The 25282-nt window shown below is 43.7% G+C and carries 20 protein-coding genes and 1 pseudogene; 17 read left to right on the plus strand and 4 right to left on the minus strand.

Features of this window, described 5'->3' with window-relative positions:
* Positions 1 to 155: 155 nt before the first annotated feature.
* The 9 genes and pseudogenes from LIQ05_RS16355 (at position 156) to LIQ05_RS16395 (ending at position 7949) form a co-directional block, all read left to right on the plus strand.
* Entirely contained in the window at positions 156 to 1232 is a 1077-nt protein-coding gene (locus tag LIQ05_RS16355; RefSeq protein ID WP_226822385.1) for a hypothetical protein, read from the plus strand.
* 94 nt (positions 1233 to 1326) lie between these two features.
* Positions 1327 to 1527: a hypothetical protein gene (locus tag LIQ05_RS16360; RefSeq protein WP_226822387.1), complete on the plus strand. Its 201-nt coding sequence runs from the start codon at positions 1327 to 1329 to the stop codon at positions 1525 to 1527.
* Between the two features lie 293 nt (positions 1528 to 1820).
* Entirely contained in the window at positions 1821 to 2288 is a 468-nt protein-coding gene (locus LIQ05_RS16365) for a hypothetical protein (protein ID WP_226822389.1), read from the plus strand.
* 210 nt (positions 2289 to 2498) lie between these two features.
* Positions 2499 to 3800: a hypothetical protein gene (locus LIQ05_RS16370; protein WP_226822391.1), complete on the plus strand. Its 1302-nt coding sequence runs from the start codon at positions 2499 to 2501 to the stop codon at positions 3798 to 3800.
* The gene (locus LIQ05_RS16375) at positions 3781 to 4059 is read left to right on the plus strand and encodes a hypothetical protein (RefSeq protein ID WP_226822393.1); all 279 of its coding nucleotides are present in this window, start codon (positions 3781 to 3783) and stop codon (positions 4057 to 4059) included. The genes LIQ05_RS16370 and LIQ05_RS16375 overlap by 20 nt, the downstream gene beginning before the upstream one ends.
* Before the next feature lie 40 nt (positions 4060 to 4099).
* Positions 4100 to 4327, plus strand: coding sequence for a DUF6718 family protein (locus LIQ05_RS16380; protein WP_226822395.1), 228 nt, complete (start codon positions 4100 to 4102; stop codon positions 4325 to 4327).
* A gap of 158 nt (positions 4328 to 4485) precedes the next feature.
* A pseudogene (locus LIQ05_RS16385) lies at positions 4486 to 5522 on the plus strand (AAA family ATPase).
* A 16-nt stretch (positions 5523 to 5538) separates the two neighbouring features.
* Positions 5539 to 6387: a shikimate dehydrogenase gene (aroE, locus tag LIQ05_RS16390; RefSeq protein WP_226822397.1), complete on the plus strand. Its 849-nt coding sequence runs from the start codon at positions 5539 to 5541 to the stop codon at positions 6385 to 6387.
* Between the two features lie 71 nt (positions 6388 to 6458).
* Positions 6459 to 7949: a hypothetical protein gene (locus LIQ05_RS16395; RefSeq protein ID WP_226822399.1), complete on the plus strand. Its 1491-nt coding sequence runs from the start codon at positions 6459 to 6461 to the stop codon at positions 7947 to 7949.
* A gap of 202 nt (positions 7950 to 8151) precedes the next feature.
* Here the strand turns inward: LIQ05_RS16395 and LIQ05_RS16400 are convergent, their stop codons facing one another.
* A complete protein-coding gene (locus LIQ05_RS16400; protein ID WP_226822401.1) occupies positions 8152 to 9633 on the minus strand; it encodes a DUF1846 domain-containing protein in 1482 nt (493 codons plus the stop codon).
* Between the two features lie 349 nt (positions 9634 to 9982).
* Here LIQ05_RS16400 and ftsH point away from each other — a divergent pair, with 349 nt between their 5' ends.
* The 4 genes from ftsH to LIQ05_RS16420 all read left to right on the plus strand — a co-directional run bounded on the left by ftsH (position 9983) and on the right by LIQ05_RS16420 (position 16420).
* Positions 9983 to 12124, plus strand: coding sequence for an ATP-dependent zinc metalloprotease FtsH (gene ftsH / locus LIQ05_RS16405; RefSeq protein WP_226822403.1), 2142 nt, complete (start codon positions 9983 to 9985; stop codon positions 12122 to 12124).
* A gap of 191 nt (positions 12125 to 12315) precedes the next feature.
* Positions 12316 to 14178 carry an excinuclease ABC subunit UvrC gene (uvrC, locus tag LIQ05_RS16410; RefSeq protein ID WP_226822405.1) on the plus strand — a complete coding sequence of 621 codons (1863 nt, stop codon included), beginning with the start codon at positions 12316 to 12318 and terminating at the stop codon, positions 14176 to 14178.
* 274 nt (positions 14179 to 14452) lie between these two features.
* Positions 14453 to 15385, plus strand: a complete 933-nt coding sequence (hprK, locus tag LIQ05_RS16415) for an HPr(Ser) kinase/phosphatase (protein ID WP_118583906.1) — start codon at positions 14453 to 14455, stop codon at positions 15383 to 15385.
* Positions 15386 to 15478: 93 nt separating this feature from the next.
* Positions 15479 to 16420 carry an ROK family glucokinase gene (locus tag LIQ05_RS16420; protein ID WP_226822406.1) on the plus strand — a complete coding sequence of 314 codons (942 nt, stop codon included), beginning with the start codon at positions 15479 to 15481 and terminating at the stop codon, positions 16418 to 16420.
* Positions 16421 to 16578: 158 nt separating this feature from the next.
* Here the strand turns inward: LIQ05_RS16420 and LIQ05_RS16425 are convergent, their stop codons facing one another.
* The gene (locus LIQ05_RS16425; RefSeq protein ID WP_226822408.1) at positions 16579 to 19152 is read right to left on the minus strand and encodes a transglycosylase domain-containing protein; all 2574 of its coding nucleotides are present in this window, start codon (positions 19150 to 19152) and stop codon (positions 16579 to 16581) included.
* A 285-nt stretch (positions 19153 to 19437) separates the two neighbouring features.
* On the opposite strand from LIQ05_RS16425, the gene LIQ05_RS16430 reads away from it, so the two are divergent.
* On the plus strand, positions 19438 to 20094 hold the full coding sequence (locus LIQ05_RS16430) for a YigZ family protein (protein ID WP_226822410.1): 657 nt from the start codon (positions 19438 to 19440) through the stop codon (positions 20092 to 20094).
* A gap of 164 nt (positions 20095 to 20258) precedes the next feature.
* On the opposite strand, the gene LIQ05_RS16435 is transcribed toward LIQ05_RS16430, so the two are convergent.
* Positions 20259 to 20777, minus strand: coding sequence for a peptidylprolyl isomerase (locus LIQ05_RS16435; RefSeq protein WP_226822412.1), 519 nt, complete (start codon positions 20775 to 20777; stop codon positions 20259 to 20261).
* Between the two features lie 96 nt (positions 20778 to 20873).
* Here LIQ05_RS16435 and tsaE point away from each other — a divergent pair, with 96 nt between their 5' ends.
* From tsaE to rimI, 3 genes are all read left to right on the plus strand, one after another.
* On the plus strand, positions 20874 to 21305 hold the full coding sequence (gene tsaE, locus LIQ05_RS16440) for a tRNA (adenosine(37)-N6)-threonylcarbamoyltransferase complex ATPase subunit type 1 TsaE (RefSeq protein WP_226822414.1): 432 nt from the start codon (positions 20874 to 20876) through the stop codon (positions 21303 to 21305).
* A 132-nt stretch (positions 21306 to 21437) separates the two neighbouring features.
* Positions 21438 to 22169, plus strand: coding sequence for a tRNA (adenosine(37)-N6)-threonylcarbamoyltransferase complex dimerization subunit type 1 TsaB (tsaB, locus tag LIQ05_RS16445; RefSeq protein WP_226822416.1), 732 nt, complete (start codon positions 21438 to 21440; stop codon positions 22167 to 22169).
* Positions 22170 to 22176: 7 nt separating this feature from the next.
* On the plus strand, positions 22177 to 22614 hold the full coding sequence (rimI, locus tag LIQ05_RS16450; RefSeq protein ID WP_226822418.1) for a ribosomal protein S18-alanine N-acetyltransferase: 438 nt from the start codon (positions 22177 to 22179) through the stop codon (positions 22612 to 22614).
* Here the strand turns inward: rimI and LIQ05_RS16455 are convergent.
* Positions 22588 to 25149: a YfhO family protein gene (locus LIQ05_RS16455; protein WP_226822420.1), complete on the minus strand. Its 2562-nt coding sequence runs from the start codon at positions 25147 to 25149 to the stop codon at positions 22588 to 22590. The genes rimI and LIQ05_RS16455 overlap by 27 nt on opposite strands.
* Positions 25150 to 25282: the final 133 nt, after the last annotated feature.

Here is a 25282-nt window from a genome sequence, read left to right on the forward strand (position 1 = left end):
TTACGTGGATAAGATAATCAATGTCTTAATAGATTCAGATTTGCCGAACTGACAAGACACAGAAAACTATATAAGAATAATCAACAGGCAGATGGTCTTATAATGAGGATAATCAAAGTTTTGACACTGCCCTGAAAGTCCTAGAGGTAATGCTAATGAAAAATAAGAAGTCGTTTTTTTATCAATACGGGACAGAAATCATTTTTATAATGACGCTGTTTCTTGTATTAATTGATATGGAAATTAATCCAGAAAATATATTGGCTGGATTTTGGATGAATACTAAAATATCTAATAAGATAGTTATTGTTACAATGCTAATTGGGTGTGGAGTAATGGTACATTTGGGAAGAGCACGTTTGAAAAAATGGATGATGGAATACGCGACCCTGATATTAATAATTCAATTCACCGCATCTCTTCCATTCTTAGGGCATAAGGTATTATTCTTTAATGATTCTACCATTAAAGAAGCTGATCTTTTGTCTTTTTATGGAGCTTATTTAAGCTTTGTTGGTGCGTTATCATTAGGCTTTTTCTTATATAAAAGAGAGGAAAAAATTTCATGTGGAGAAGGGATAAGAGAAGCTGCATTTTTAGAAGAAGGAATGGAAGAAATTTCAAAAAAGTTTATGAATATAGAGTATTATGCTAAGAACGGAATTACGTTACCAATGATTCCACAATGGGAGATGTATTACAACAGTTTGGCAAAACATATAGGATATCAAGGTGCTGCTTTATATATGGAATTAGTGCACTTTTTTGAAACTATAAGTAAATTAAATAGTGCTATTGAAACTAGGTCTGTAGAAGATGTAAGAATAATATATGAAGCATTTTTACAGTATGAATACTATAATTGTGGAGCGTATAATTACATAGAAGCAAAAGGTGCATTGAATGCAATTTCTAATGGTAAATTTGAATTAAAGACTTGGATTGATGATGAACTGGATATAATACGTGAATTAGAAGAAAAATATTATGATGTTGTAGAATGGTGGATCTATAATTATATGGCTATACATCAGATTGATGAGTGTAAACTTGTAATCATTGAGAAGGAATTGGTAGATGAGCTTCTTAAAAATTTAGAAATAGAAAGATGGATTAAATGTGAATGTGAAAAAAGAAGAATTGTTTTTGTTGTGGAGAATATTTCTTATGATATGTCTGTTAAATCTTCAATTTTAAATTATTCCAGTGGAACATATAGTAGGAAAGATTAATAAAATGGAGAAATTTAATATATTTACTGTAGGAGTATTGTGATTTTTGTCGAGTTTAGTCGTATATATTATAAATAATCTGAGATGTATTGTAATGCAAATGGAAGGAAAAACTATTTTAAGTGACTATTTGTTAAACGGCTATGTTGAGTTTGATAAAGCCGTGTTTTTATTTGAATTAAAATCTGGAACGTTGGGGATTGGAGCAAAGCAGCAGACACCTGATGTTGCGCAGATTAATATATTTTATAGGAGAAACATAGAAAAAGCATATAAGCAATTTTTTGTTATATGAGAGTATGCCTTCGAACACACAAATGATAATTTCTTCATTACCAGAGTTATTTGAGGGAGATTCAAATTGTTATGTTATGACAATAGAAGAACTGGAAATATTTTTGACTACATATAAGAAGGATAGAGTTAAATTCGATAATATTGTAAGTAAGCTCATTAAAAATGAAAACGGAACTAGACATTATAATAGTGGTTTTGAAGTGTTACGGGAAAATCAAGCACTAGAAATTCATTTTTTGATGTAATGACGAAAGTTAATCCTTAATTTATAGAGAATACGAGGGGGAAAACATGAATAGTATTATTGCTTGGTGCAATGAAAATCAAGGTTTTTTTTCAGCTGTATTATGTACATTAACAATTTTGACAAGCTTGTTAACGGTATTGTTTACTTGGAAAGTCGGTAAAATGCCGTATAAAAAGAAATTGGCTGTAATGATAGGCTATTGGGGGAGTGATGAGACTGGGCATAATTTAAGAATTTCAATTGCCAATGTTGGAAGAATTCCAATTTACATTAAGAATGTAGAAGTAAAAAGTAATAAAAATGATTTATTAGGGGTTATGGCAACAGGAGATTTGGATAAAAATTTTTTAATTATAACACCGAATGAAATAATAGCTAATGAAATTAGGGTAGAGAATAAAAGAAATGTTTTTAATAAATATGGAATTGATTTAAACGGACATATAAAAATAGTGATAACGGATCTGGAGGGGGAAAAGTATATCTTTACTAAGGGGTGGCCGGTTGGATAGAAATGCAGAAGGATACAGCATGATAATAAAATCAGGTTACTTAGCGTTTCGTCAGTTTAATATTGATAAATATGAAGTTGCGATTAATATAATAGAGTTAATTAAAAGTGTATATCAGGCAGAAATAACGCCCTGCTGTGAGATATATTATGGTTTCTAGAGAGTATGAAACTTTTTCTGTAAAATAAAGTGGAGAGAAGGGAGCAAAATATGAGTGCTGGTATTTGCATAATGAATAAGCAGGCAATAGCAATGGCAGCTGATAGTGCTGTTATGATAGGAAATCATGAGGCGATACATAATTCTGCGAATAAATTATTTTCGCTTTCCCGAATTGCACCAGTAGGATTAATAATTTACGCAAATTCTACTTTAATGAATGTTCCGGTAGAGATTATTGTTAAGGAGTATAAAAGAAACCTTGGTGATAAAACATTTCCTCATTTGAAAGACTATGTGGATGATTTCTTGGAATATATCCAAAATAATTCAGATCTTTTTAGATTTAAGATAAATGAAGATGATTATGTAATGAGTCTTTTCAGTAATTTGATGTGTGGTTTATTGGGAGACTATAGAAACTATATGGAGGCGAAAGAGAAAGAACTAGAAAGAATGTTAACAGATGAAGAAAAAAGTGAAGTGGGTGAACGGGCATACTTGGGTACAATTATGTATGTGGCTTCATTACCTCCATGTGTAGATAATGGTTTTACAGGATACATAAAAAATAAGTATTTGGGGCAGTTTAGAAAATTATTTCAAATGAAATTGGAATATAGTTGGCTTACCGATAGCCAAGTTAATGCTCTATGTGAAAAGTCATGTGAATTGTTTGATACAATTTTTGATAGAAATAATTATGTTGGAATTGCAATAGCTGGATATGGAGAAGAGGAAATTTATCCTCATATGAGGCATCTTCATATAAGTGGGTGTATTAATGGTAGGCTAAGATATTATGAGCTTGAAACAGTAGAAATTTGTGAAAATAATCCAGCATCGGTGATTCCATTAGCACAAACAGATGTTATGCAAACTTTTTTATTTGGAATTAATGACAGATTTTTAAGAGATTTATCACAAGAACTTCCAAGACAAATTGCTAAATGTATGGAAAATATTGATGACAGTTGTTTTGTCCCAGGAAAGAAGAGTATAGTTTACGATCAGATTAATTCACTTACTGAAGACATTTTGAAACATACGACAGAAATTGGAATCGAAGATTATATGAAACCGATTATTTTGTCTGTTTCCAGTTTACCCATTGAAGAATTAGGGCTGTTAGCTGAATCTATGATTAATATAACATCTCTTCGAAGAAAAGTGGCATTGGATCAGAACATTGGTACAGTTGGAGGACCAATTGATGTTTCTATTATCACAAAAAGTGATGGATTTATTTGGCTAAAACGGAAGCACTATTTTGACAGAAAATATAATCCACAATATTACTATTCCCATTATGGCAGAATGGGAGAAAGTGGAAATGAGGAAGAAAAAGTATGAAGAGCATTTTTGCAGTAATGAGGTATATATTAATAAGATTAATCGAGAAATGAGTTCTTTGCTTAAATCTTTTGGATTTGATGTAACGATTACCATGGCATCACTAATTTCGAATGGTTGGACAGGACAAAACAATATGTTAAGTGCAGTGGGTGCATTATATGGTATTGGAAGCGGAATGAAGGATACGTTAAAATTAGTTAGTGGTGTCAGGACTAACCCTGGGTTCTTTCTCTGGAAGTTGAGTAAAAGAAAATGAGAAATTCGAAATGAAAATGAATTTGAGGAGGCATTGAAAAATGTGCTATCTAATTGCCAAAAATAAGAATGTACATGGCTGCATTGCAATAAAGACTCGACATGGAAGTCATTTGGTTGAAATGAAAAGAAGAATGAATCAGCAAGTGGCTTCGAAAGGAGTTCAGTTGGTAACAATTAGTCGCCCTACTGCATATGGTGAGTATGCTCCATATACATTTATAGAGGATGAAAAGGAATTTGAAAAACTGGTTCAAAAGATGGGATAAATGTAGGTAAAGCTTGCACCACAGCTTGTGCGAATAATACCAATGTAAGAATTTATAAACACGCATAAAATTATTGAGACCAAAAAGTTTTCATGGTATCATTATTAATAGAAAATAGTGATACTGTGAAAACTTTTTTATATAGGAGCGTATTCGAGATGGGAAGATTTGTGAATCCGGACAACAGTGCTTTTCAGGTTGCATTGAATTCCAGAATTTATGTGGATAAAACTGGTATGATCGAATATATGAATCGCGTTCTGGATACTACAGATGCGTATATTTGCAACAGCCGCCCCAGGAGATTTGGGAAATCCTATGCGGCGAATATGCTTGCAAAAAAATACCATCAGAATTACGAAAAGGTCAAAAGGTGGTATGATGATTATCTCCTAAATGAGCATCAATATATAATCCGCGGGCGGTTGTGGGAGTTATGCTGAATGGCGAATTTAAGAACTACTGGTCAGAGACTGCTTCTTACGAGACAATCGTGCCGTTGATCAATATGGATTTTGATGGCTTGAAGTCCGCTGTTATCGAAATGTTGTCAGGCGATGAAGTGAAAGTGAATATGGCAACTTTTAAAAATGATACGGTAAATATACAGAGCCGTGATGAGGTTCTTACGTATATGATCCATCTTGGCTATTTGGGATACGATCAGAATCGAAGAACCGCATTTATTCCAAATGAAGAAATTCGGCAGGAACTTACGCTTGCTGTAGAGAACAAAAAATGGAGTGAAATGACAGCATTTTGGAAGAACTCTGCCAGTCTTTTGGAGGCAACCCTGGATATGGATGAAGAAGCCATTGTAGAAAGTATAGAAAAGATTCACACTCAGTATGCATCTGGAATCCAGTACAATGACGAAAATTCCCTAAGTAGTGTACTTACGATTGCATACCTAAGCTCCATGCAGTATTATTTCAAACCCGTCCGCGAGTTTCCGACTGGTCGTGGTTTTGCTGATTTTGTATATATACCGAAACCAGAATACAAAGCTGATTATCCAGCGCTTGTAGTAGAATTGAAATGGAATAAGAATGCGAAAACGGCTCTTCAACAGATTTACGAGAAAAAATATCCGGAGTCTATTGCAGAATATACTGGGGAGATTTTGCTGGTTGGGATTAATTATGATAAAAAGACAAAGAAATATGAATGTGTGATAGAAGAGTACCAGAAATAGAGGGAGGCGTTCAAACATGAAAAACTATCGTGCAGAATTAACTGGTGTGTTTGGTGATCCGGTGGATGATAATCCTACGGGTGTAGTGGAGGAGGCTGCGTTTGCGGCGAAGGATTTGAATTATCGGTATCTGACCGTTAAGGTGCTGCCGGAAGATCTGGGAAAGGCTATGGATAGTGTGCGGATCTTTGGCATGAAGGGGATCAATCTGACTATGCCGCATAAGATTAAGGTGCTTCCTTATCTGGATGAGCTTAGCCCTGCGGCGAAGATCATTGGAGCTGTGAATACGGTTATCCAGAAAGATGGGAAATTATATGGCGAGAATACAGATGGAAAAGGTTTTGTAACTGCATTAAAGAATTCAGGAGAGACGCTGGAAGGCAAAAAGGTGACCATTCTTGGCGCAGGTGGTGCAGCCAGGGCGATTGCTGTGGAGTGTGCGTTAAACGGAGCTGTCCATATTAATATTATTAACAGAAGTGCTGAAAAAGGGGAAGAACTGGCATCTCTCATCCAGTCGGAGACGGACAGCAGTGCACAGTATCTTACCTGGGAGAGCAGCATGAAAATCCCGGCGGATACACAGATTCTGATAAATGCCACTTCAATTGGATTCTCCCCAAATGTAACAGACAAGCCAGATATCGATTATTCCACCATAACAAATCAGATGTGTGTATGTGATGTTATATTTAATCCAGCCGAGACCATTTTCCTCAAGACAGCCGCCGCGAACGGCGCAAAAATCGTCACCGGCCTTGGAATGCTGGTACAGCAGGCTGCACTGAACTTCACCCTCTGGACAGGCGTGGAGGCACCGGTTGATGTGATGGAGGAAGCGTTGAAGAGGGAATTTGAGTAAAAATGGGCTGCTTTTATGGCGAAAAATTTTGCCAGGATGAAATTTTTATGAATAAAAGGACGTGATACCTCTTGAAAACAGAAACAAATTACGAAACAGTCCATTTTAATTATTCAGACCGAATCGGCAATCTACAGGCGGAAGCTGTTGGTGTAGTAAAGGGAGAAAAGCATTTTCCTATATACGAAGGAAATGTGATCTTTAAGCCCCTGAGCAAATCCAAGCCTTTTTCCACTCCGCTTTTTGCCTATGCGGAGGTGTTCTGGTCTGGGATCATAGAGGAATATTTTATGGCTGTGCCCAGATATCAGCTGGCTTTTTGCCATGGTTATGAGGTGGAGTCTGCGAAGTATTATGATTATGGGACGGCGGTTCCCATGATTTACCAGGAAGGGGAGCAGCTATTGAATCTCCTGGAGTTTTTCAGAAAATATCCGGACGAGAAGGTGGATATTGATCAGTATGAGAATTATTGTATGATGTTTTATGATTACACAGAGATTCTGGAGGCCGCCTATTTTCAGAAGCATAAGGAGATGGCGGGACAGCTTGTGATGCAGATCCTGGTTTCAGTGCTGAAGGGCGATCAGAATTATCATTATGAAAATATCGCCTTTGTTTGTGACCAAAATGGAGAAATCCTGCGTTTGGCACCCATGATCGATCATGAATTTTCCACTTACTTTATGTTCCCGGACAATTCTGTGCAGCATATGTACTGGTACAGTGAGCTGATCCGTTCCATAGGAGGGCAGGAAGTACAGGATTATGAGTATGATTATCTGAAAAATCCAAAGGAACGTCAGATGATGGAAAAAAGCGCTGTATGTCTGCATAAGAATCTGACTTATATGAAAGCGTATTTTCCGGAGGTTACCAGGGAGTTTCTGGAAAAACTAGACCATCTGGAGCGGGATATGGAAGAGAATCCTTCCGCTTTTTATTTACAGGAGAATCAGGAATATCCCGCCATAGCCAATTCTTATGCTTATATGGCAGGAAAGGCAAGATACAAGGATCATGACGAGGAGCAGGCAAAGCTTCTGGAGGAGAAGTACGCCGGGAAAGTGAAGCAGATTGATTTCGAAGAACTGAATGTTCAGCTGATAAAGGAAATTAGAGGGATTATACGGCTGCTGAAGCTGACTCTTTCAGAAGATGATCAAAAAATCCAACAGAAGTTTTCTGATGAACAGGAGCTGTTACTGGAAAAACTTCACCAGAACTGCACAGAGGAAGCTCTCTGGTCTGCAGTGGTAGCCTTCCAGAACTACCCTTTCTATACCGCCTCCGGCCTCCCATTCCAGTACAAGCTGAAAATCGGCAAAAACGGAACCTACAACAAAGAGCTCCTTATTGACCGCCGCGAGAACAGTAAGACACTGTCCTGGAGCAGTGTGAGAATGGCATTTGAAAATTGCCAGAAAATATCGGGGATAGTGAAGCGACCAAAGGCGTTAGGGGATATTAGAGGAATTTCCTATATTTATCCGCTGTTCTGGAAATTTGGTTTGATCGAGGTGCCGGAAGAGACGGCGAGGAAAATGAGTTATGAAAGATAGATCTAAAAGGAAAGCTTTAAGGGAATTTTGAGAAAATTAAAAAACTCACTATGAGAGAAAAACTCTGACAAATGATAATTCATAAGAAGATCATTTGTCAGAGTTTTTATATTAGCAGAATCTTTCTTTTACACGCAAATATCCAGTTCCACCAGCTATCTGCATGTAAAAATTAATAGCAATTTATGAAAAACAACCTATATTACTGCAACTTTTTCCCCTGCTCAAATTTCGGCTCGCAGGTCAGCTCTACGCCCAGCCTGCGGAAGGAAAGGATATCTACGGAAGACAGCATAACAGAAGTATGTGCCTGGCAGCCTTTCAGCTTCGGAATCTGCTCCAGGGCAAGGCGTGCGTCCGGATTGGTGGCAGCACTGATGGAAAGTGCGATCATGGTCTCATCCATATGAAGACGCGGGTTCCTGCTTCCAAGATAATCTGTCTTCAGCTCCTGGATCGGATGAATGGCATCCGGGGAGATCACATGCTTGCTGTGGTCAATTCCAGCCAGCTCTTTCAGTACGTTCAGAAGGAGAGCAGAAGAGGCACCAAGAAGATCAGAGGTTTTGCCAGTGATGATTCTTCCATCATCCAGTTCCATGGCAGCAGCCGGAGCACCGGTAGCGTTCTCTCTCTCAAGGGCAGCCGGAACCACTTTACGGTCCTCCAGAGCTGCATGAGCCTGTTTCAGAAGAAGCTCGATCTTGTAAACCTCTTCCTCTGTGCCAGTACCAGTCATGAGAGCGTCCATGCTCTTATAATATCTGCGGATGATCTCCTGGCGGGAAGCTTCCTGGCAGACCTCATCATCCACGATACAGTTTCCAGCCATATTTACGCCCATGTCTGTAGGGGATTTGTATGGGCATTCGCCCATGATCTTCTCAAACATAGCCTGTACAACCGGGAAAATTTCCACGTCGCGGTTATAGTTGACGGTAGTTTCGCCATAAGCCTCCAGGTGGAATGGATCAATCATATTGACATCATTCAGGTCAGCAGTAGCGGCCTCATAAGCCAGGTTTACCGGGTGCTTCAGCGGGATATTCCAGATCGGGAAGGTTTCGAATTTGGCGTAGCCTGCGCTGACACCTCGCTTATATTCATGATAAAGCTGGGAAAGACAGGTAGCCATTTTTCCGCTTCCTGGTCCTGGTGCGGTGATGACAACCAGCGGGCGGGTGGTTTCGATATAATCATTCCTGCCGTATCCCTCGTCACTTACGATCAGGGAAGTGTTGCTTGGATAACCTGGGATATTGTAAAGTACGTAAACCTTGATTCCAAGCTTCTCCAGACGCTTCTTAAAGGCGTCTGCGCTGTCCTGTCCGGAGTAACGTGTGATGCAGACACTTCCTACATAAAGTCCCCTGCTGGTAAACTCGTTCATCAGACGGAGCACATCCTCGTCATAGGTGATGCCAAGGTCGCCGCGGACCTTATTTTTCTCAATGTCAGGTGCACCGATTACGATTACGATCTCAGCCTGGTCAGAAAGCTGCATCAGCATGCGGAGTTTGCTGTCTGGCTCAAAACCTGGAAGAACACGGGAAGCATGGTAGTCGTCAAACAGCTTGCCTCCAAATTCCAGATAAAGCTTGTTGTCAAATTTGCTGATTCGCTCACGAATGTGCTCGGACTGCATTTTCAGATACTTGTCATTATCGAATCCAATTTTTTTCATTCTGCCTTTCCTCTCTCTTTCTCTGGGCTATTCTTCACTATGCTGGCGAAAAATATCTGATGGGATATTTGCTGCGCATAGTGATCTTTGGTTCCTCATCCATTATGTTATATTTTGTCTGTAAAAAAGTACGACAAAAAAGTATGCAGCAGATGCGATTGGTATCCGCCGCGAAAAAACCATGTTCCTAGTATACTACAGTTCGCGCCGTAAAAAAAGTATCTATTTGCCCTCAAATGTAAATTTTTTTGACCTTTTTTTCTCAAAAATTCAGAGGGTTTTCACAATATCCAGGTTGATTTATTTATGGTTCTTCTTTATAATAAAAAAGATAGTAAGGAGGAACGAAATGGATAATAATCTGGATAACAATCAAGGCGGCCGACGCCCTGATAAAGGGGATCCAAGGAGAAATCAGGATCCGAACCGCAATAAGAAAAATCATCAGTCCATTCTGGCTTTTCTGATATGTCTTTTGGTTACTCTGGTGTGTTTCAGCCTGTTTACCAATATGCTGCAGGATAATTCCAGTGAGATTACGTATGATAAGTTCATTGATATGGTGAATAATGATGAAGTGAAATCTGTTACACTTCAGTCCGATACACTGACCATCGTGCCCAAGAAGCAGGTGAATCCTTATCAGGAGATCAGTTATTACACCAATCTGACAGAAGATGAGACTGCCCTTACCAAACGGCTGGAAGGAACGGGCATTATTTTCAAATCTGAGCCGCCGGATGCTTTCGGGGAATTTATGGCAATGATGCTCAGCGTGCTTTTGCCGTCCGTACTTCTGTTTGTACTGCTTATGTTCTTTATGCGCCGTATGAACAAAGGCGGCGGTGGCGTAATGGGCGTTGGGAAAAGCCGCGCCAAGGCTTACGTCCAGAAGGAGACCGGGATCACATTCAAGGATGTGGCTGGTCAGGACGAGGCCAAGGAGTCTTTGCAGGAGGTTGTAGAGTTTCTTCACAACCCAGGCAAATACGTGGAGATCGGTGCCAAGCTTCCCAAGGGCGCCCTGCTTGTAGGACCTCCAGGTACTGGTAAAACCCTTCTTGCCAAAGCAGTGGCAGGTGAGGCCCATGTACCGTTCTTTTCCCTTTCCGGATCAGAATTTGTGGAGATGTTCGTTGGTGTAGGTGCTTCCCGTGTCCGAGACCTTTTTGAGGAAGCTAAGAAGAATGCACCGTGTATTGTGTTTATTGATGAGATCGATGCCATTGGTAAAAGCCGTGATTCCCATTACGGCGGAGGCAATGACGAGCGTGAGCAGACCTTGAACCAGCTGCTTGCGGAGATGGATGGCTTTGATACTTCCAAGGGACTTTTGATCCTGGCAGCTACCAACCGTCCGGAGGTACTGGATCCGGCACTTCTCCGTCCAGGACGTTTTGACCGCCGTGTTATCGTAGACCGTCCGGATCTGAAGGGACGTGTTGATATTCTGAAGGTTCATGCGAAGAACGTAAGACTGGACGATACCGTTGATTTCGAGGCGATTGCCCTTGCCACATCTGGTGCGGTTGGTTCTGATCTTGCCAATATGGTCAATGAAGCAGCAATCCTGGCTATTAAGAATGGCCGTCACGCAGTTTCCCAGAAAGACCTTCAGGAATCTGTAGAGGTAGTTCTTGTTGGTAAAGAGAAGAAGGACCGTATCTTAAGCGCACAGGAGCGCCGTATCGTATCCTACCACGAGGTTGGACATGCGCTGGTAAGTGCCCTTCAGAAGGATGCAGAGCCGGTGCAGAAGATCACCATTGTGCCCCGTACCATGGGTGCACTTGGCTATGTGATGCAGGTTCCGGAGGAAGAGAAGTATCTGAACACCCAGAAGGAGCTGGAGGCCATGCTGGTTGGATACCTTGGCGGACGTGCTGCTGAGGAGATCGTTTTTGACAGCGTGACTACAGGTGCTTCCAATGATATTGAGCAGGCCACCAAGGTGGCGCGTGCTATGATCACACAGTACGGTATGTCCAAGAAATTCGGTCTTATGGGTCTTGCAACCCAGGAGAACCAGTATCTGAATGGACGTGCAGTTCTCAACTGTGGTGACAATACAGCCACAGAAGTTGACCACGAGGTGATGGAGCTGCTCCGTGTTTCCTATGAAGAAGCCAAGCGCCTGATCAGCAGCCACAGAGAGGCTCTGGACAAGATCGCAGCCTACCTGATCCGCAAGGAGACCATTACCGGTAAGGAATTTATGATCATTTTCCGCGCGGTAGAGAAAGGCCTGGAGGTCTCCGACGAGTTGGATGCTGAGGGCTTGAAAGCACTGGATGAGACTGTGAAAGCGGAGAATAAAGCGGAAGAAGAGGCAAATGCAGAAGCAGAGCCAACTGCAAACGCAGAAGCAGCAGATGGGGAAGAGACAACTGCAAATGACGAAAATGCGGAAACTGCAGAAACATCTGCGCCTACAGTCCAGGCTGCATCTGAAATGCCTGCTGAAAATTCTGAAGATACAGAAAGCCACTGAATTTAAACGTTATTGTCCACATGTAATGTTCTGCGGTTGCTGATCACAGGGGGGACATTAATATTTAAGCAAAATTTGCTTTTATAGTTTAGAGCCTGTTTGAATCAATTGACCTAAACAGATCATATAGTATAAAACATCAGAACCGGGAGACGCGTTTTCCCGGTTCTTTTCAACAAAGGAGAGTTTTTATGTTCCTGATTGAAGAAGAGCTAAAGAAGCTGCCCGGTAAGCCTGGTGTCTACATTATGCATGGTGAAAAGGACGAGATCATCTACGTTGGAAAAGCCGTCAGCCTGAAGAACCGTGTCCGCCAGTATTTCCAGAGCAGCCGCAACAAGGGCGCCAAGATCGAGCAGATGGTTACCCACATCACAAGGTTTGAGTACATTGTCACCGATTCCGAGCTGGAAGCCCTGGTGCTGGAGTGCAACCTGATCAAAGAGCACCGCCCGAAATACAACACCATGCTGAAGGATGACAAGACCTATCCTTTTATCAAAGTGACGGTAAACGAGCCATACCCCAGAGTCCTTTTTTCCCGTACCATGAAAAAGGACAAGGCAAAGTATTTCGGCCCCTACACCAGCTCCACGGCAGTAAAAGACGTGATCGAGCTGGTGCGCAGGATTTATATGGTCCGCTCCTGCAACCGCACTTTGCCCCGTGACTGCGGCAGGGACCGCCCCTGCCTGTATTATCATATGAAGCAGTGCACTGCCCCCTGCCAGGGAAATGTAAGCGAGGAAGAGTACAAGAAAAACATTACCCAGGTGCTCCATTTTCTCAACGGTAATTTCCAGGATACCATCAACCAGCTGACAGAGAAAATGATGGCAGCCTCTGAGGACATGCGTTTTGAGGATGCGGCTGGATATCGGGATCTGATCAACAGCATCAAAAGAATCGGGGAGCGCCAGAAAATCACCACCTACGGCGAAGAGGACAAGGATATTATCGCTGTTGCCATGGAGGAAAGCGAAGATCTCCGGGAGCAGGATGCTGTTGTGCAGGTATTCTTTATGCGAGGCGGCAGGCTGATCGGAAGGGATCACTTTTTCCTCCGTGTGGCAAGAGGCGATACCAAGGCGCAGGTACTGTCCAGCTTCCTGAAGCAGTTTTATGCCGGCACACCTTTTATCCCGGCAGAAATCATGATGCAGACGGAGATCGAGGATGGGGAAATAATTGAAGACTGGCTGTCTGCAAGGCGGAAGCAGCGTGTCCATATCCGTGTGCCAAAAAAAGGTACCAAGGAGAAGCTGGTGGAGCTTGCCAAGGAAAATGCCTGGATGGTCCTTTCCAAAGACAGAGAGCGGATCAAGCGGGAAGAGGGCCGTACCATTGGCGCTGTGAAGGAAATCGAGGACTGGCTGGGACTTAAGGACATTGTGCGTATGGAAGCCTACGATATTTCCAACATCAGCGGCTTCGAGTCTGTTGGTTCCATGGTGGTTTACGAAAAAGGAAAGCCCAAGCGCAGCGATTACCGTAAATTTAAGATCAAATGGGTGCAGGGACCAAACGATTATGCCAGCATGGAAGAGGTACTGACAAGGCGTTTTACCCATGAATCCAAAGGCGACTACGACAGCTTTTCCCTGCTTCCGGACCTGATCCTGATGGATGGCGGCCGCGGCCAGGTGAATATTGCCTTGAAGGTGCTGGGAGAGCTTGGCATTGACATTCCTGTATGCGGTATGGTAAAGGATGACAATCACCGCACCAGAGGTGTCTATTTCAACAACGTGGAGATCCCTATTGATACTTCAAGTGAGGGATTCCATCTGGTCACCCGGATCCAGGACGAAGCCCACAGATTTGCCATCGAGTATCACCGTTCCCTGAGAAGCAAAGAACAGGTACATTCCGTTCTGGATGACATTCCTGGAATCGGGGAGACCAGGCGGAAGGCGCTTATGAGAAGATTCCGTTCTATTGAGAATATCCGGGATGCTTCTGTGGAAGAATTAAGTCAGACGGAGTCCATGAATGTGCAGAGCGCCGAAGCTGTTTACCAGTTTTTCCATACGTCATCCGATCAGGAATCCTGATTGCAATAGGAATAGTAAGGTTTCACAAGATTCGACATTGAAGTTACGGAAAAAATTGTGTATAATACAAATAAGTGTGGGCTTTTGACAAAATAAATGGTTTCTGGATGAAACCGAAATTCTCAGAAGCTGATACTGACTTGCATAACAGCTTCCGGTATGTTTCTGTGTATAGGCAAAATATTGCAAAGCATATTGCCGTGAACAGTAACTACATTTAGCATTGGGAATGATATGCGGGAAGGACTTTATTAGAGGAAAAGGAGATAAAAGCATGAAGGGTGTACAGCTTACCAAGCTGGCGCAGGAACTGAATCTGACCAACCTGACGCCTGATATTGACCTTACAGAGATTTATGTGAAGACAGCAGAGATAAATCGTCCGGCTTTGCAGCTTACAGGATACCTGGAGCATTTTGCAAACGAGCGTGTTCAGATCATCGGATACGTTGAGTATACTTATCTGATGCAGTTAAGTGACGAGGAGCGTACATTCAAATACGAGCGCTTTATCTCCAGCAAGATCCCCTGTGTCATCTTCAGTACCATGACAAGACCGTCACAGGATATGATCGATCTTGCATACAAATACAATGTTCCTACATTTGTGACAGAGAGAACCACCTCCAGTCTGATGGCTGAGATCATCCGTTGGCTGGGCGTTCAGCTGGCACCTTGTATTTCCATTCACGGTGTGCTTGTGGATGTTTATGGCGAGGGCGTCCTGATCACAGGTGAGAGTGGAATCGGCAAGAGCGAGGCTGCCCTTGAGCTGATCAAGCGTGGTCACCGTCTTGTAAGTGATGATGTTGTAGAGCTTCGTAAGGTAAGTGATGTTACACTGGTTGGTTCTGCACCGGATATCACACGTCATTTTATTGAGCTTCGCGGTATTGGTATCATTGATGTGAAGACCTTGTTCGGTGTTGAGAGCGTTAAGGATACCCAGTCTGTAGACCTGGTTATTAAGCTGGAAGAGTGGGACCGCGACAAGGAGTATGACCGTCTGGGACTTCATGAGGAGTACACCGAGTATCTTGGAAACAAGATCGTGTGCCATTCCCTTCCGATCCGTCCTGGCCGTAATCTGGCGGTTATCGTTGAGTCAGCAGCCGTTAACCACAGACAGAAGAAGATGGGGTACAACGCAGCTGAGGAGCTGTACAAGCGTGTTCAGGCAAATATTGCAAAAAAAAGAGAAGAGTGACCGCTGCCGTAATTGCTTTTTGGAAAAAGGCTGTGGAAGCTTAATGCTTTTTAAGGCAGTTAGAGCATAGAGTAGAAAGGATGGAAATTAACAATGGGAATGTATTGTTTTGGTATTGATGTAGGCGGAACTTCCGTAAAATGCGGTCTGTTCCTTACAAACGGAACTCTGGTTGAGCAGTGGGAAATCCCTACAAGACTGGAGAATAACGGTTCTTCAATCCTTCCGGATGTTGCAGACGCAATTAAAACCAAGCTGGATGAGAGAGGAATCACAAAAGATAATGTAGACGGTGTTGGAATCGGTATTCCAGGACCGGTTAACGAGAATGGTGAGGTTCCTATGGCAGTAAACCTTCACTGGGGCTTTAAGGCCGTAGCAAGCGAATTAAGCGCCCTTACAGGACTTCCTGCAAAGGCAGCTAATGACGCCAATATCGCAGCTCTTGGAGAGGCCTGGAAGGGTGCTGCAGAGGGTGCGAAGAACGTGATCCTGGTTACACTTGGAACTGGTGTTGGCGGTGGCATTATCATCGACAGCAAGATCATTGCCGGCTTCCATGGTGCTGGCGGTGAGATTGGACATGCCTGCGTAAACCACAATGAAGTTCGTCCATGTAACTGCGGCAATCACGGATGCCTGGAGCAGTATGCATCTGCTACCGGTATTGTACGTGTGGCAAATGACATTCTGGAGGAGAGCCAGGAGGACAGCAAGATGCGCCATGTAGAGAAGCTTTCTGCAAAGAATGTCCTGGATTTCTACAAAGAGGGCGATGTGCTGGCTGTTAAGACAATGGAGACGGTTGGCGATATCCTGGGAAGCACACTTGCTGTATTCGCATGTGTTACCGATCCAGAGGCAATCGTAATCGGCGGCGGCGTATCCAAAGCTGGTAAAGCACTTACAGACTGCATTCAGAAGTATTACCAGAAATATGCATTCCCGTCCTGCAAGAGCACACCGATCATTCTTGCAAGCCTTGGAAATGATGCTGGTATTTATGGCGCAGCACGTATGGTAATTAAAGATTGATAACTACATAAAAACTATAAATATAAAAAAACTGAGACAAATCCGAATCCATGTAATTTCTTCGGTTTGTCTCAGTTTTTTTCTGGACAGAAAAATCGAAACTGCAGTCTAAACTTTACATATAAATGATTTTCAAGTGAGTATGCAGCCTAAATGAATTAATCATAATACTCAATATCATCATTTGAGCTGCCATCGCCGCCATCTGGTGCCGGTTCGTCACCACCATCGCCGCTGTTATCATCTGGGTTCTCTGGATTATCCGGGTTATCTGGATTATCTGGATTCTCCGGATCCGGAGTAGGAGTCAGGCTGTCTTCCTCATAAATTTCCATTTCCTGATCTTCACTGTAATCCTCTTCGTCGTAATCGTAGAAGTGCTGGTCACAGTAATCAGTAGGAATGGTAGCTACATCGAAGTATTCCTCAATAACCGGGCAGCCGGCTCTTGGAAGAAGTCCTGTCTCGGAGCAGACGCTGATCTGCTCAATACCTGCAGGCTGTTCGAATTCCTTGTATTCCATACCCTGGTGGATACGGCTCATAACCTTGCGCCATAATGTCTTATGGAAGTTACGTGCATCACCCTCCGGAATCTTCTGGTTGCCATCGTAGCCGGACCATACTGCACAGGTATAGTATGGAGTGTAGCCTACAAACCAAAGGTCATTGTACTCATCTGTGGTACCTGTCTTACCGGCAACCGCCATGTTATCGAGCTGGCATGCAGTACCAGTACCATTCTGTACAACATCCTTAAGAGCACTTGTAAGAAGGTAAGCGGTTGTCTCCTTGATAACAGAACGTCCGGCTGAGTTATTCTCAATGAGAACATTTCCATTGTGGTCAAGGATCTTGGTGTAGTAAACAGGCTTGATATAGTTACCGCCGTTTGCAATGGCTGCATATGCGGCACAAAGCTCAACGTTCTTAACACCGTAGGTCAGACCTCCAAGTGCGGTAGGAAGGTTGGCATCTGTGTAAACATTTCCATTGGCATCGGTATCTGCTTCTGTACCATGTGCCAGTGTGGTGAATCCAAAGTTGTCAAGGTATTTCAGGCCAAGCTTAGGAGTGACATCCTCGAAACACTGGACAGCAACGGTATTGACGGAATTACGGATGGCAGTACGGAGGGTAGTGGTACCATTGAAGTTACCGCCTGCATTATTAACTGGGGCACCATTCTCATAGGTGATCGGCTCATCCTCGTAGGTGGTAGCCAGTGTCATGCCCTTTTCATTGAGGGCAGGAGCATAGGTGGATACGATCTTAAATGTGGAACCAGGCTGACGGGTACTGTCTGTGGCACGGTTCAGGGTAAGACTGGCAGTCTTGGTTCCCCTTCCGCCAATGATCGCCTTCACATACCCGGTATGTTGGTCGATAATAGTCATTGCTGACTGAGGCTGTGGGGCAAAGCTTACACGCTCGGCAACAACAGTGCTTCCATCAGCAAGGATATTCGCTTTATAACGGTCGATATAGGTCTGTCCCTCGTCCTGGGAATCAAATAAAAGATCAAAGGATGGATCCTCATTCTGGAAGTAAAGCTTCATCATTTCCTTGCTGTAGTTTACTTCCTGTCCATCTGGCTGTTTTACAGTAAGGGCATAATCAAGAGCATACTGTACATAATCCGGATAATTGGAAGGATCGGAATATTCTTCATCTACAATATTCTGGATATCCGGATCCTGTGTGGTCATGATCTTCAGGCCGCCGCTGTACAGAAGGTTCTGTGCCTGTGTCTTGGTGTATCCCTTAATATTCATCAGGTCGTTGATAACCTGCTGGGTAAGCTCATCCTCAAAGTAAGAGTAGGTCTTGTTGGAAGCCTGTGTATTGTAAGCCTGTGCTTCCTGGATGCGGGTGTAAACATCATCATTCAGAGCCTCGTCATACTGCTCCTGGGTGATGTAATTCTGATCCAGCATGTGATCCAGAACCTCTTTACGTCTCTTCGCATTCTCCTTGGGGTTCTCGATTGGATTGTACTTGGTAGGAGCCTGGGTGATACCTGCAAGTGTGGCACACTCGGAAAGGTTCAGATCCCATACGTCTTTGTTGAAATACTGGCGTGCAGCAGCCTGTACACCGTAAGCACCGGCACCAAGGTTGATGGTGTTCAGATAGTTCTCCAGGATCACGGTCTTGTCATTGATCTTCTTCTCAATCTCAATGGCAAGGTACTGCTCCTGGAGCTTACGTGTGAATCGTTCGATCTGTGTGGACTCATTGGTCCAGTTTGTGAAGACGTTGTTCTTCAGAAGCTGCTGGGTAATGGTACTTGCACCCTCAGAAAAGCTTCCAGTGGTAAGTGCTTTTACACCGGCACGAAGAATACCTCTCACATCGATTCCATTATGTTCATAAAAACGCTCATCCTCGATAGCCACTACTGCGTGCTGCAGATCCTCTGGTATCTGTTCAATGGAAACCGGAAGTCGGTTGGCATTGGGTGCTGCCAGCTTACGGATCTGATTTCCGTTGCAGTCATAGAGGAAAGTGGCATAACCAAGAGGCATGATATCCACTTCATTTACGTCCGGCGTATTTGCAAGTATTCCGCGAATAGAACCGATTCCAAGACTGGATACTGCAACGCACAGGGCGATCAGGCCGATGAAAAGGACTCTGATAAACGAAACATGTGCTCTTTTCCCCATCATGGACGAGCGGGAAATAAGAGCATTCCGTTTCTTAGAGGCCGATTTTTTTCCGTAGTTCATGATAAACCTCCTTTATAATCCGTTCTATTATATCAAATCTCCATAAGTAAATAAACCCTAAAATCGAATATTTCTGTGAACTCTTTTATGTTTTTGAAGGGATTTTTTCCAAAATGAGCCCTGTTTATTCTGATTATAGCAAATCGTGGGAGATAAGCAGGAAAATAGATTTTCCCGTGGAAGAACCTTGGTGGATTCGGGAAGATTCTGTTTTCTGGGACTGGAAACCACAGGCGATTCATGTTACACTATGAAACACGCACTAAGATTTTGGAGGTTCCCGATATGCTGGAGAATTATAAGACAATTTACGCAGGCGGTGAGGGGGAGATCACGGAGAAAAAGTCCCGCTTTATTGCCACTGTGCGCCTGGTGGAAAAAGAAGAGGACGCACTTGCGTTTATAGAGGAAATGAAGAAGAAATACTGGGACGCCAGACATAACTGTTATGCTTATTCCATTGGAGAGCACAGGGAGTTTACCAGATGCAGTGACGACGGCGAGCCTTCAGGAACAGCAGGGCGCCCAATGCTGGATGTGATCCTGGGAGAGGATATTTATAATGTGGCTGTGGTTGTGACAAGATATTTTGGTGGTGTGCTCCTTGGCACTGGCGGTCTGGTAAGAGCCTATTCCGGCGCGGTTCAGGCTGGTCTTGGGGAAAGTACGGTGATTGAGAAGCATCATGGGATTTCCCTGGCACTGACAGCAGATTATACGGCAATCGGCAAGCTGCAGTATATTGCTGCGGAGAACCAGCTGCCCATTCTGGATACAGAGTACACCGACAGAGTGATCATGCATCTCCTGGTGCCGAATGACCAGGCAGGGCGGATCCAGAAGGTGATCACAGAAGCTACCAGCGGACGGGTGAAAATGGAGAAAGAGAAGGAACTGTATTTCGCAGATGTGAATGGTGAGACTGAAGTATTTGATCACTGAAAATCTGGCGTGATGCGCACGTGAGTAAAAAGACCCAGGAGAGTTTCATAATGTACCAATTTCCAAAAACAGATCAGAGACTGGAACATGAAGAAGCCTTCCTGAGTCCTTTATTATGATTTACGCATATTTGAAGTGTTTTGTTCTGCAAAATGCAGTATTTATCAGCATTTCTCCGGTTCCGGATACTCTGCGCCGAAGGTTTCCACTGTCATGGATTTGATTTTCTGCTCGTCAAGAGGTCTGTCACTGTAGTCTGTGTCAGTCTCTGCAATCCTGTTAACCACATCCATGCCCTCGATCACTTTACCGAAAGCAGCGTAAGCGCCGTCAAGGTGTGGTGCATTCTTGTGCATGATGAAGAACTGGCTTCCTGCGGAATCTGGATGCATTGCTCTTGCCATGGAGAGAACGCCCTCTGTATGTCTTAAATCGTTCTGCACACCGTTCTGGGCAAACTCACCCTTGATGCTGTATCCCGGGCCGCCCATTCCGGTTCCATCCGGGCATCCGCCCTGGATCATGAAACCGCAGATGACACGGTGGAAGATAAGTCCGTCATAGAAGCCCTTTTTTACAAGGCTGATAAAGTTATTTACAGTATTTGGTGCAATTTCCGGATATAACTCCGCTTTCATCACATCTCCATTATCCATGGTAATGGTAACAACTGGATTTGCCATAGTTTAATCTCCTTTTTCAAAAAGTATTGTATTTCGCTATTCGTTTTATTATAATATGCAAAGAGCAATTCTGCAAGAAAAAAGGAGTTGTAAGCTATGATAAAAGAAACTTTCAGCCCGGAAGAGACCTTTGCCTTCGGCAGATGGATCGGGGAAAATGCCCTTCCAGGGCAGGTATATACATTGGTAGGAGATCTTGGCGTGGGAAAAACGGTTTTCACCCAGGGCGTGGCAGACGGCCTTGGAATCACAGAGCCGGTAAACAGCCCTACTTTTACCATTATTCAGGAATATGAGAGTGGCCGCATGCCATTCTATCACTTCGATGTCTATCGGATCGGGGACATCGAGGAGATGGAAGAGATTGGTTATGACGACTATTTCTACGGAAATGGAATCTGCCTGATCGAGTGGGCGAATCTGATCGAAGAGATTCTGCCGGAACAGATTATTGAGATCACAATCGAGAAAGATCTGGAGAAGGGCTTCGATTACCGCAGGATTACAGTAACCGGTCTTCCAGAGTAAGGATAGCGTATAGCGTTAAATGACTGCCTGGATGTATGCTGTAATGTGAAAAGAACCAGCCAATATGTTGGCTGCTGTTAGCATCTATTAAAAAAGAATTCTCCGCGAAAGTGGGGAGGGTAAGGAGAAAAAATGAAGATTTTAGGACTTGACAGTTCAGGAATCGTCGCTTCTGTTGCAATTGTGGAGGATGAGAACCTGATCGCGGAATACACGGTGAACTATAAGAAGACACACTCCCAGACACTTCTTCCCATGCTGGACGAGCTGGCGAAGATGACAGAATTAGATCTGGACACCATTGACGCCATTGCGGTGGCAGCAGGACCAGGCTCCTTTACAGGACTTCGCATTGGTTCCGCCACAGCCAAAGGGCTTGGGCTGGCACTGAAAAAGCCCCTGGTGGAGATCCCTACAGTGGATGCGCTTGCATACAATCTGTACGATGCGAAGGCATTGATCTGCCCCATCATGGATGCCAGAAGAAGCCAGGTTTATACTGGAATCTACCGCTTCGAAGACCACAAACTGGTAACTGTGGAAGCGCAGATGGCAGTTCCGGTGTCCGAACTGATCGAGAAATTAAATGCAAGAGGGGAAGAAGTGATCTTCCTTGGAGATGGCGTACCTGTTTTTGCGAAAATGATCGAAGAGAACCTAAAGGTTCCATATTCTTTCGCACCTGCCCATGTGAATAAGCAAAGAGCGGCAGCAGTAGCAGCCCTTGGCGAAATTTACGTAAAAGAGGGCAAAGAAGTGACTGCTATGGAGCATGTACCAGAATACCTGAGAGTTTCCCAGGCAGAGAGAGAACGTGCGCAGAAATTGCAGACTGAGAAAGACACTGGAAATGCTAAGGAGTAGTTCGTATATGATTCTTCGTGAAATGTTAGTAGATGACCTTGACCAGGTCATGAAAATCGAGACAGAATTATTTTCCCCACCCTGGACCAGGGAGGGCTTTTTCACCTACCTTACCCGCAGGGATGCTATGTTCCTGGTGGTGGAAGAAAAGGGAGAAATCCTGGCCTACTGTGGACTGATCATGGTTCTGGACGAGGGCGATATTACCAATGTGGCTGTACGCCCTGACCGCCAGCGGGAAGGAATCGGACATTTCCTTATGGACAGCCTGATCCGCCTGGCAGAACAGCAGGGGGTGACAACCATTCATCTTGAAGTACGTGTGGGAAATGAGACCGCCATCCGTCTCTACGAAAGAATGGGCTTTACAAGAGACGGGATCCGCAGGAAATACTATACGGACCCCGTAGAAGATGCCTTACTTATGACGCGGCATCCGCGTTAGAGCTTGCGAGAGAATTAAAACAACCGCTGCCGCAAGGCTCAGCAGCAACCCAATGGACTTACCGGGCGCATGAAATTCAATTCGGATTTCATGTGCCCCTTTTTGCAGTGGAAAACCAACAAAAGCCTTGTTTACCTGTTCCGTAGCCACTTCTTTTCCATCCACATAAGCGGTATAGCCCCTTGAATAGGTGTAAGAGGTTACGAAATACCCATCCTCTGGCATATTGATCTTTCCATTCACAATTTCAGCTCCGGAAGTGGTATTTTCCTGAAAATCCACCATTCCGGGATGGGAAAGGGCAGATAATGGAAGGGTATAAGCCCTCACATTTTTGATCTCATAATGGCCGCTGGAAAAAGTGATATCCAGGGAATCCATGTCTTCATTGCCTGAGACCATATAATAAAAAGTGTTGTTATTGTTTGGATACGGAGCTTCTGAACCGGAAAGCCGGTTTCGGATTCCATTAATGATAATGGACATATCCCGTTCTCCATCATATTCTACGTCAAAGGAAAGCAGCAAAATAGTAGAAGCGCTTAAGGCCTCCGGCAGCTTCCGGCAGACCGTTTCATCCTTAGAGGAATCCTCATGATCAAAGAAATCCTCTGGCAGGGTATATTCCCTCATCTGTGAAGCATAAGGCAGAGCTGACTGCGAATTTTCCTCCTGCATTTCCACAATCGTCCGGTTTACAAGCGTATCCAGCGTCTGTGGATAGGAAAGCTGGTCAAAATCATCTTCGCTCATCAGTGCTGTGCTTCCATAAGCCAGTGGCAGCACATTGGGATTCTCTGCTAGTACATGCCCCTCTTTTTCCTGAAGAACGGTATATCCTGCCGGAACCTTGTCGGATTTTGTCTGAATGTACCGTACTCCCATAAGATATTCCTGGAAAGGATTCAGATCTGCAGTCATGGCAACACGGTTCCGGATGCTGATGGGCATGTGCAAAATATCGTAAAGCAGCGTGTTGTACTGACTGTTGGAAATAGAGGAGTAGATGGTGCTCTTGTTCTGATCTCCAGTGATCACATAGTTGGTATTGTTAGAAGGATGCTCGATCACATCAAAACGGGCCTGCGGATTTTCACAGTAGGTTTCCAGGTCTTCCCTGGAAAAATAGTCTCTTGATTCGTCAGCAACAGTGGCATAATGCTCCTCCTGTCCCTTTGCCAGATAAAGCTGGGCAGGAACAGCAAGAAGGAAGATCAAACTGAATAGATTGAAAATCCAGGAATTTATTGGCAGTGCAAGCTGCTTTTTTTCTACAAAAATACCTGTAATAACAAGCACAAGCAGGAGAATCAGATCCGTTTTCACAAGTGTCCGCACCTGCACATTCCGAAGAAGAAAAACAAGCTGGACGATCACAGGGACTGCACAAAGCAGAGCCAGCGGCAGACTGTGCCGTATTTTTCCAAGCCGAAGCCCTTCCAGGGCCTGAGCCACAAGGTAAAGGATCAGAGGAAGAAATGGAATCAGGCATTTGGGCCGTACATACAAAGTGGCGTTTAAGATCCAGTAAAAAACATCAAAAAAAAGCAGGCAGAAAATGGCAATCGCCAGCTTCCGTGTTCTTTTTTCCCGGATGCAAAGGAACAGGGCGTACAGGCAGAATAAGGTAAGCCCACAGCCATAAGGACTGTAGAGAATGCTGTCCAGCGTTGGATTTACGCCAAGGATCTTAAAAAGGGATTCCCCTGCCCCGGTATCTTTTTTGTTTCCAAGGATGGAAAGACCAGTTGGAAGCAGCAGAAAAAGGTTCATAGCTACTGCAAAGGAAACATCCACAATATAATTCCACCATATTTTATGCTTTGTTTTCTTCCTGGCTTCCGCAGGTATCTGCTTCAGATAATCCGGCAGCAGGTGGCAAATATAGAGAATACCTGCTACAAAGCAGGAGGGGAAAAAGTAAAAGCTGTGCAGAATACAAAAAAACAGTGCAAAAATAAGCCCAATATGAGGGCGGAGCTTATATTCTGTCTGTTCCTTTGGCTCCAGGATCCGGTCCAGCATCAAAAAAGCCAGAAGGAGAAAGGGCAGATAATTTACGAACATGATCTGCTTGTGTGCCTGGAAAAAGCAGTTGGCACTCAGATAAAAAAATCCGCACACAAATCCGGTAAAGCCGGAAAAGCCTTTTCTGTGAAGCCAGAAATAAAGAAGCCCTGCTCCAAGAAAAATTTCCAGTATGGCATAGCCTTGGATGAAGTATTCCATTGCAATTCCTGGGAAAAGGTAGGAGACCAGCACATCCGGGCGCATAAATCCATAATAGGAAAGGGAAAAAAAGTTGGTTCCGCCTCCAAGTCCGGTAAAATCCGGGAAAAGCTTTCCAGTAGCGTAGAAATTTTCACGCATGTAATCGGCGATGGTGACATGCTGGGAATACCAGTCTGTCTCAGAACCAAACCAGGATCCGGCTGGAACCAGCTGCCAGATCAAAATTCCTCCTGCCGCCAGAAGCAGCAGGAAGGGAAACAGGTTTCTCCAAATGAATTTTTGCGGTTTGTTGCTAAAGATCATAATAAATCCTTCCTGTTACGAAAGCCGAAGCCGTAACGTTGGTTGCGTGTATGGTAATTTGGATATCAAAACACATTGTACACGGTTTGTCAAGTTACAATTAGATTTTACTTATCGCTGTTTAGAACGCAAT

Origin of the sequence: Blautia glucerasea (genome assembly GCF_020537505.1) — a bacterium.
GTDB lineage: Bacteria > Bacillota > Clostridia > Lachnospirales > Lachnospiraceae > Blautia_A.

Coding starts and splice junctions, on each gene's coding strand:
- LIQ05_RS16355 (WP_226822385.1), top strand. CDS start 156: ATGAAAAATAAGAAGTCGTTTTTTTATCAATACGGGACAGAAATCATT.
- LIQ05_RS16360 (WP_226822387.1), top strand. CDS start 1,327: ATGCAAATGGAAGGAAAAACTATTTTAAGTGACTATTTGTTAAACGGC.
- LIQ05_RS16365 (WP_226822389.1), top strand. CDS start 1,821: ATGAATAGTATTATTGCTTGGTGCAATGAAAATCAAGGTTTTTTTTCA.
- LIQ05_RS16370 (WP_226822391.1), top strand. CDS start 2,499: ATGAGTGCTGGTATTTGCATAATGAATAAGCAGGCAATAGCAATGGCA.
- LIQ05_RS16375 (WP_226822393.1), top strand. CDS start 3,781: ATGAGGAAGAAAAAGTATGAAGAGCATTTTTGCAGTAATGAGGTATAT.
- LIQ05_RS16380 (WP_226822395.1), top strand. CDS start 4,100: ATGTGCTATCTAATTGCCAAAAATAAGAATGTACATGGCTGCATTGCA.
- aroE (WP_226822397.1), top strand. CDS start 5,539: ATGAAAAACTATCGTGCAGAATTAACTGGTGTGTTTGGTGATCCGGTG.
- LIQ05_RS16400 (WP_226822401.1), bottom strand. CDS start 9,633: ATGAAAAAAATTGGATTCGATAATGACAAGTATCTGAAAATGCAGTCC.
- ftsH (WP_226822403.1), top strand. CDS start 9,983: ATGGATAATAATCTGGATAACAATCAAGGCGGCCGACGCCCTGATAAA.
- uvrC (WP_226822405.1), top strand. CDS start 12,316: ATGTTCCTGATTGAAGAAGAGCTAAAGAAGCTGCCCGGTAAGCCTGGT.
- hprK (WP_118583906.1), top strand. CDS start 14,453: ATGAAGGGTGTACAGCTTACCAAGCTGGCGCAGGAACTGAATCTGACC.
- LIQ05_RS16420 (WP_226822406.1), top strand. CDS start 15,479: ATGGGAATGTATTGTTTTGGTATTGATGTAGGCGGAACTTCCGTAAAA.
- LIQ05_RS16425 (WP_226822408.1), bottom strand. CDS start 19,152: ATGAACTACGGAAAAAAATCGGCCTCTAAGAAACGGAATGCTCTTATT.
- LIQ05_RS16430 (WP_226822410.1), top strand. CDS start 19,438: ATGCTGGAGAATTATAAGACAATTTACGCAGGCGGTGAGGGGGAGATC.
- LIQ05_RS16435 (WP_226822412.1), bottom strand. CDS start 20,777: ATGGCAAATCCAGTTGTTACCATTACCATGGATAATGGAGATGTGATG.
- tsaE (WP_226822414.1), top strand. CDS start 20,874: ATGATAAAAGAAACTTTCAGCCCGGAAGAGACCTTTGCCTTCGGCAGA.
- tsaB (WP_226822416.1), top strand. CDS start 21,438: ATGAAGATTTTAGGACTTGACAGTTCAGGAATCGTCGCTTCTGTTGCA.
- rimI (WP_226822418.1), top strand. CDS start 22,177: ATGATTCTTCGTGAAATGTTAGTAGATGACCTTGACCAGGTCATGAAA.
- LIQ05_RS16455 (WP_226822420.1), bottom strand. CDS start 25,149: ATGATCTTTAGCAACAAACCGCAAAAATTCATTTGGAGAAACCTGTTT.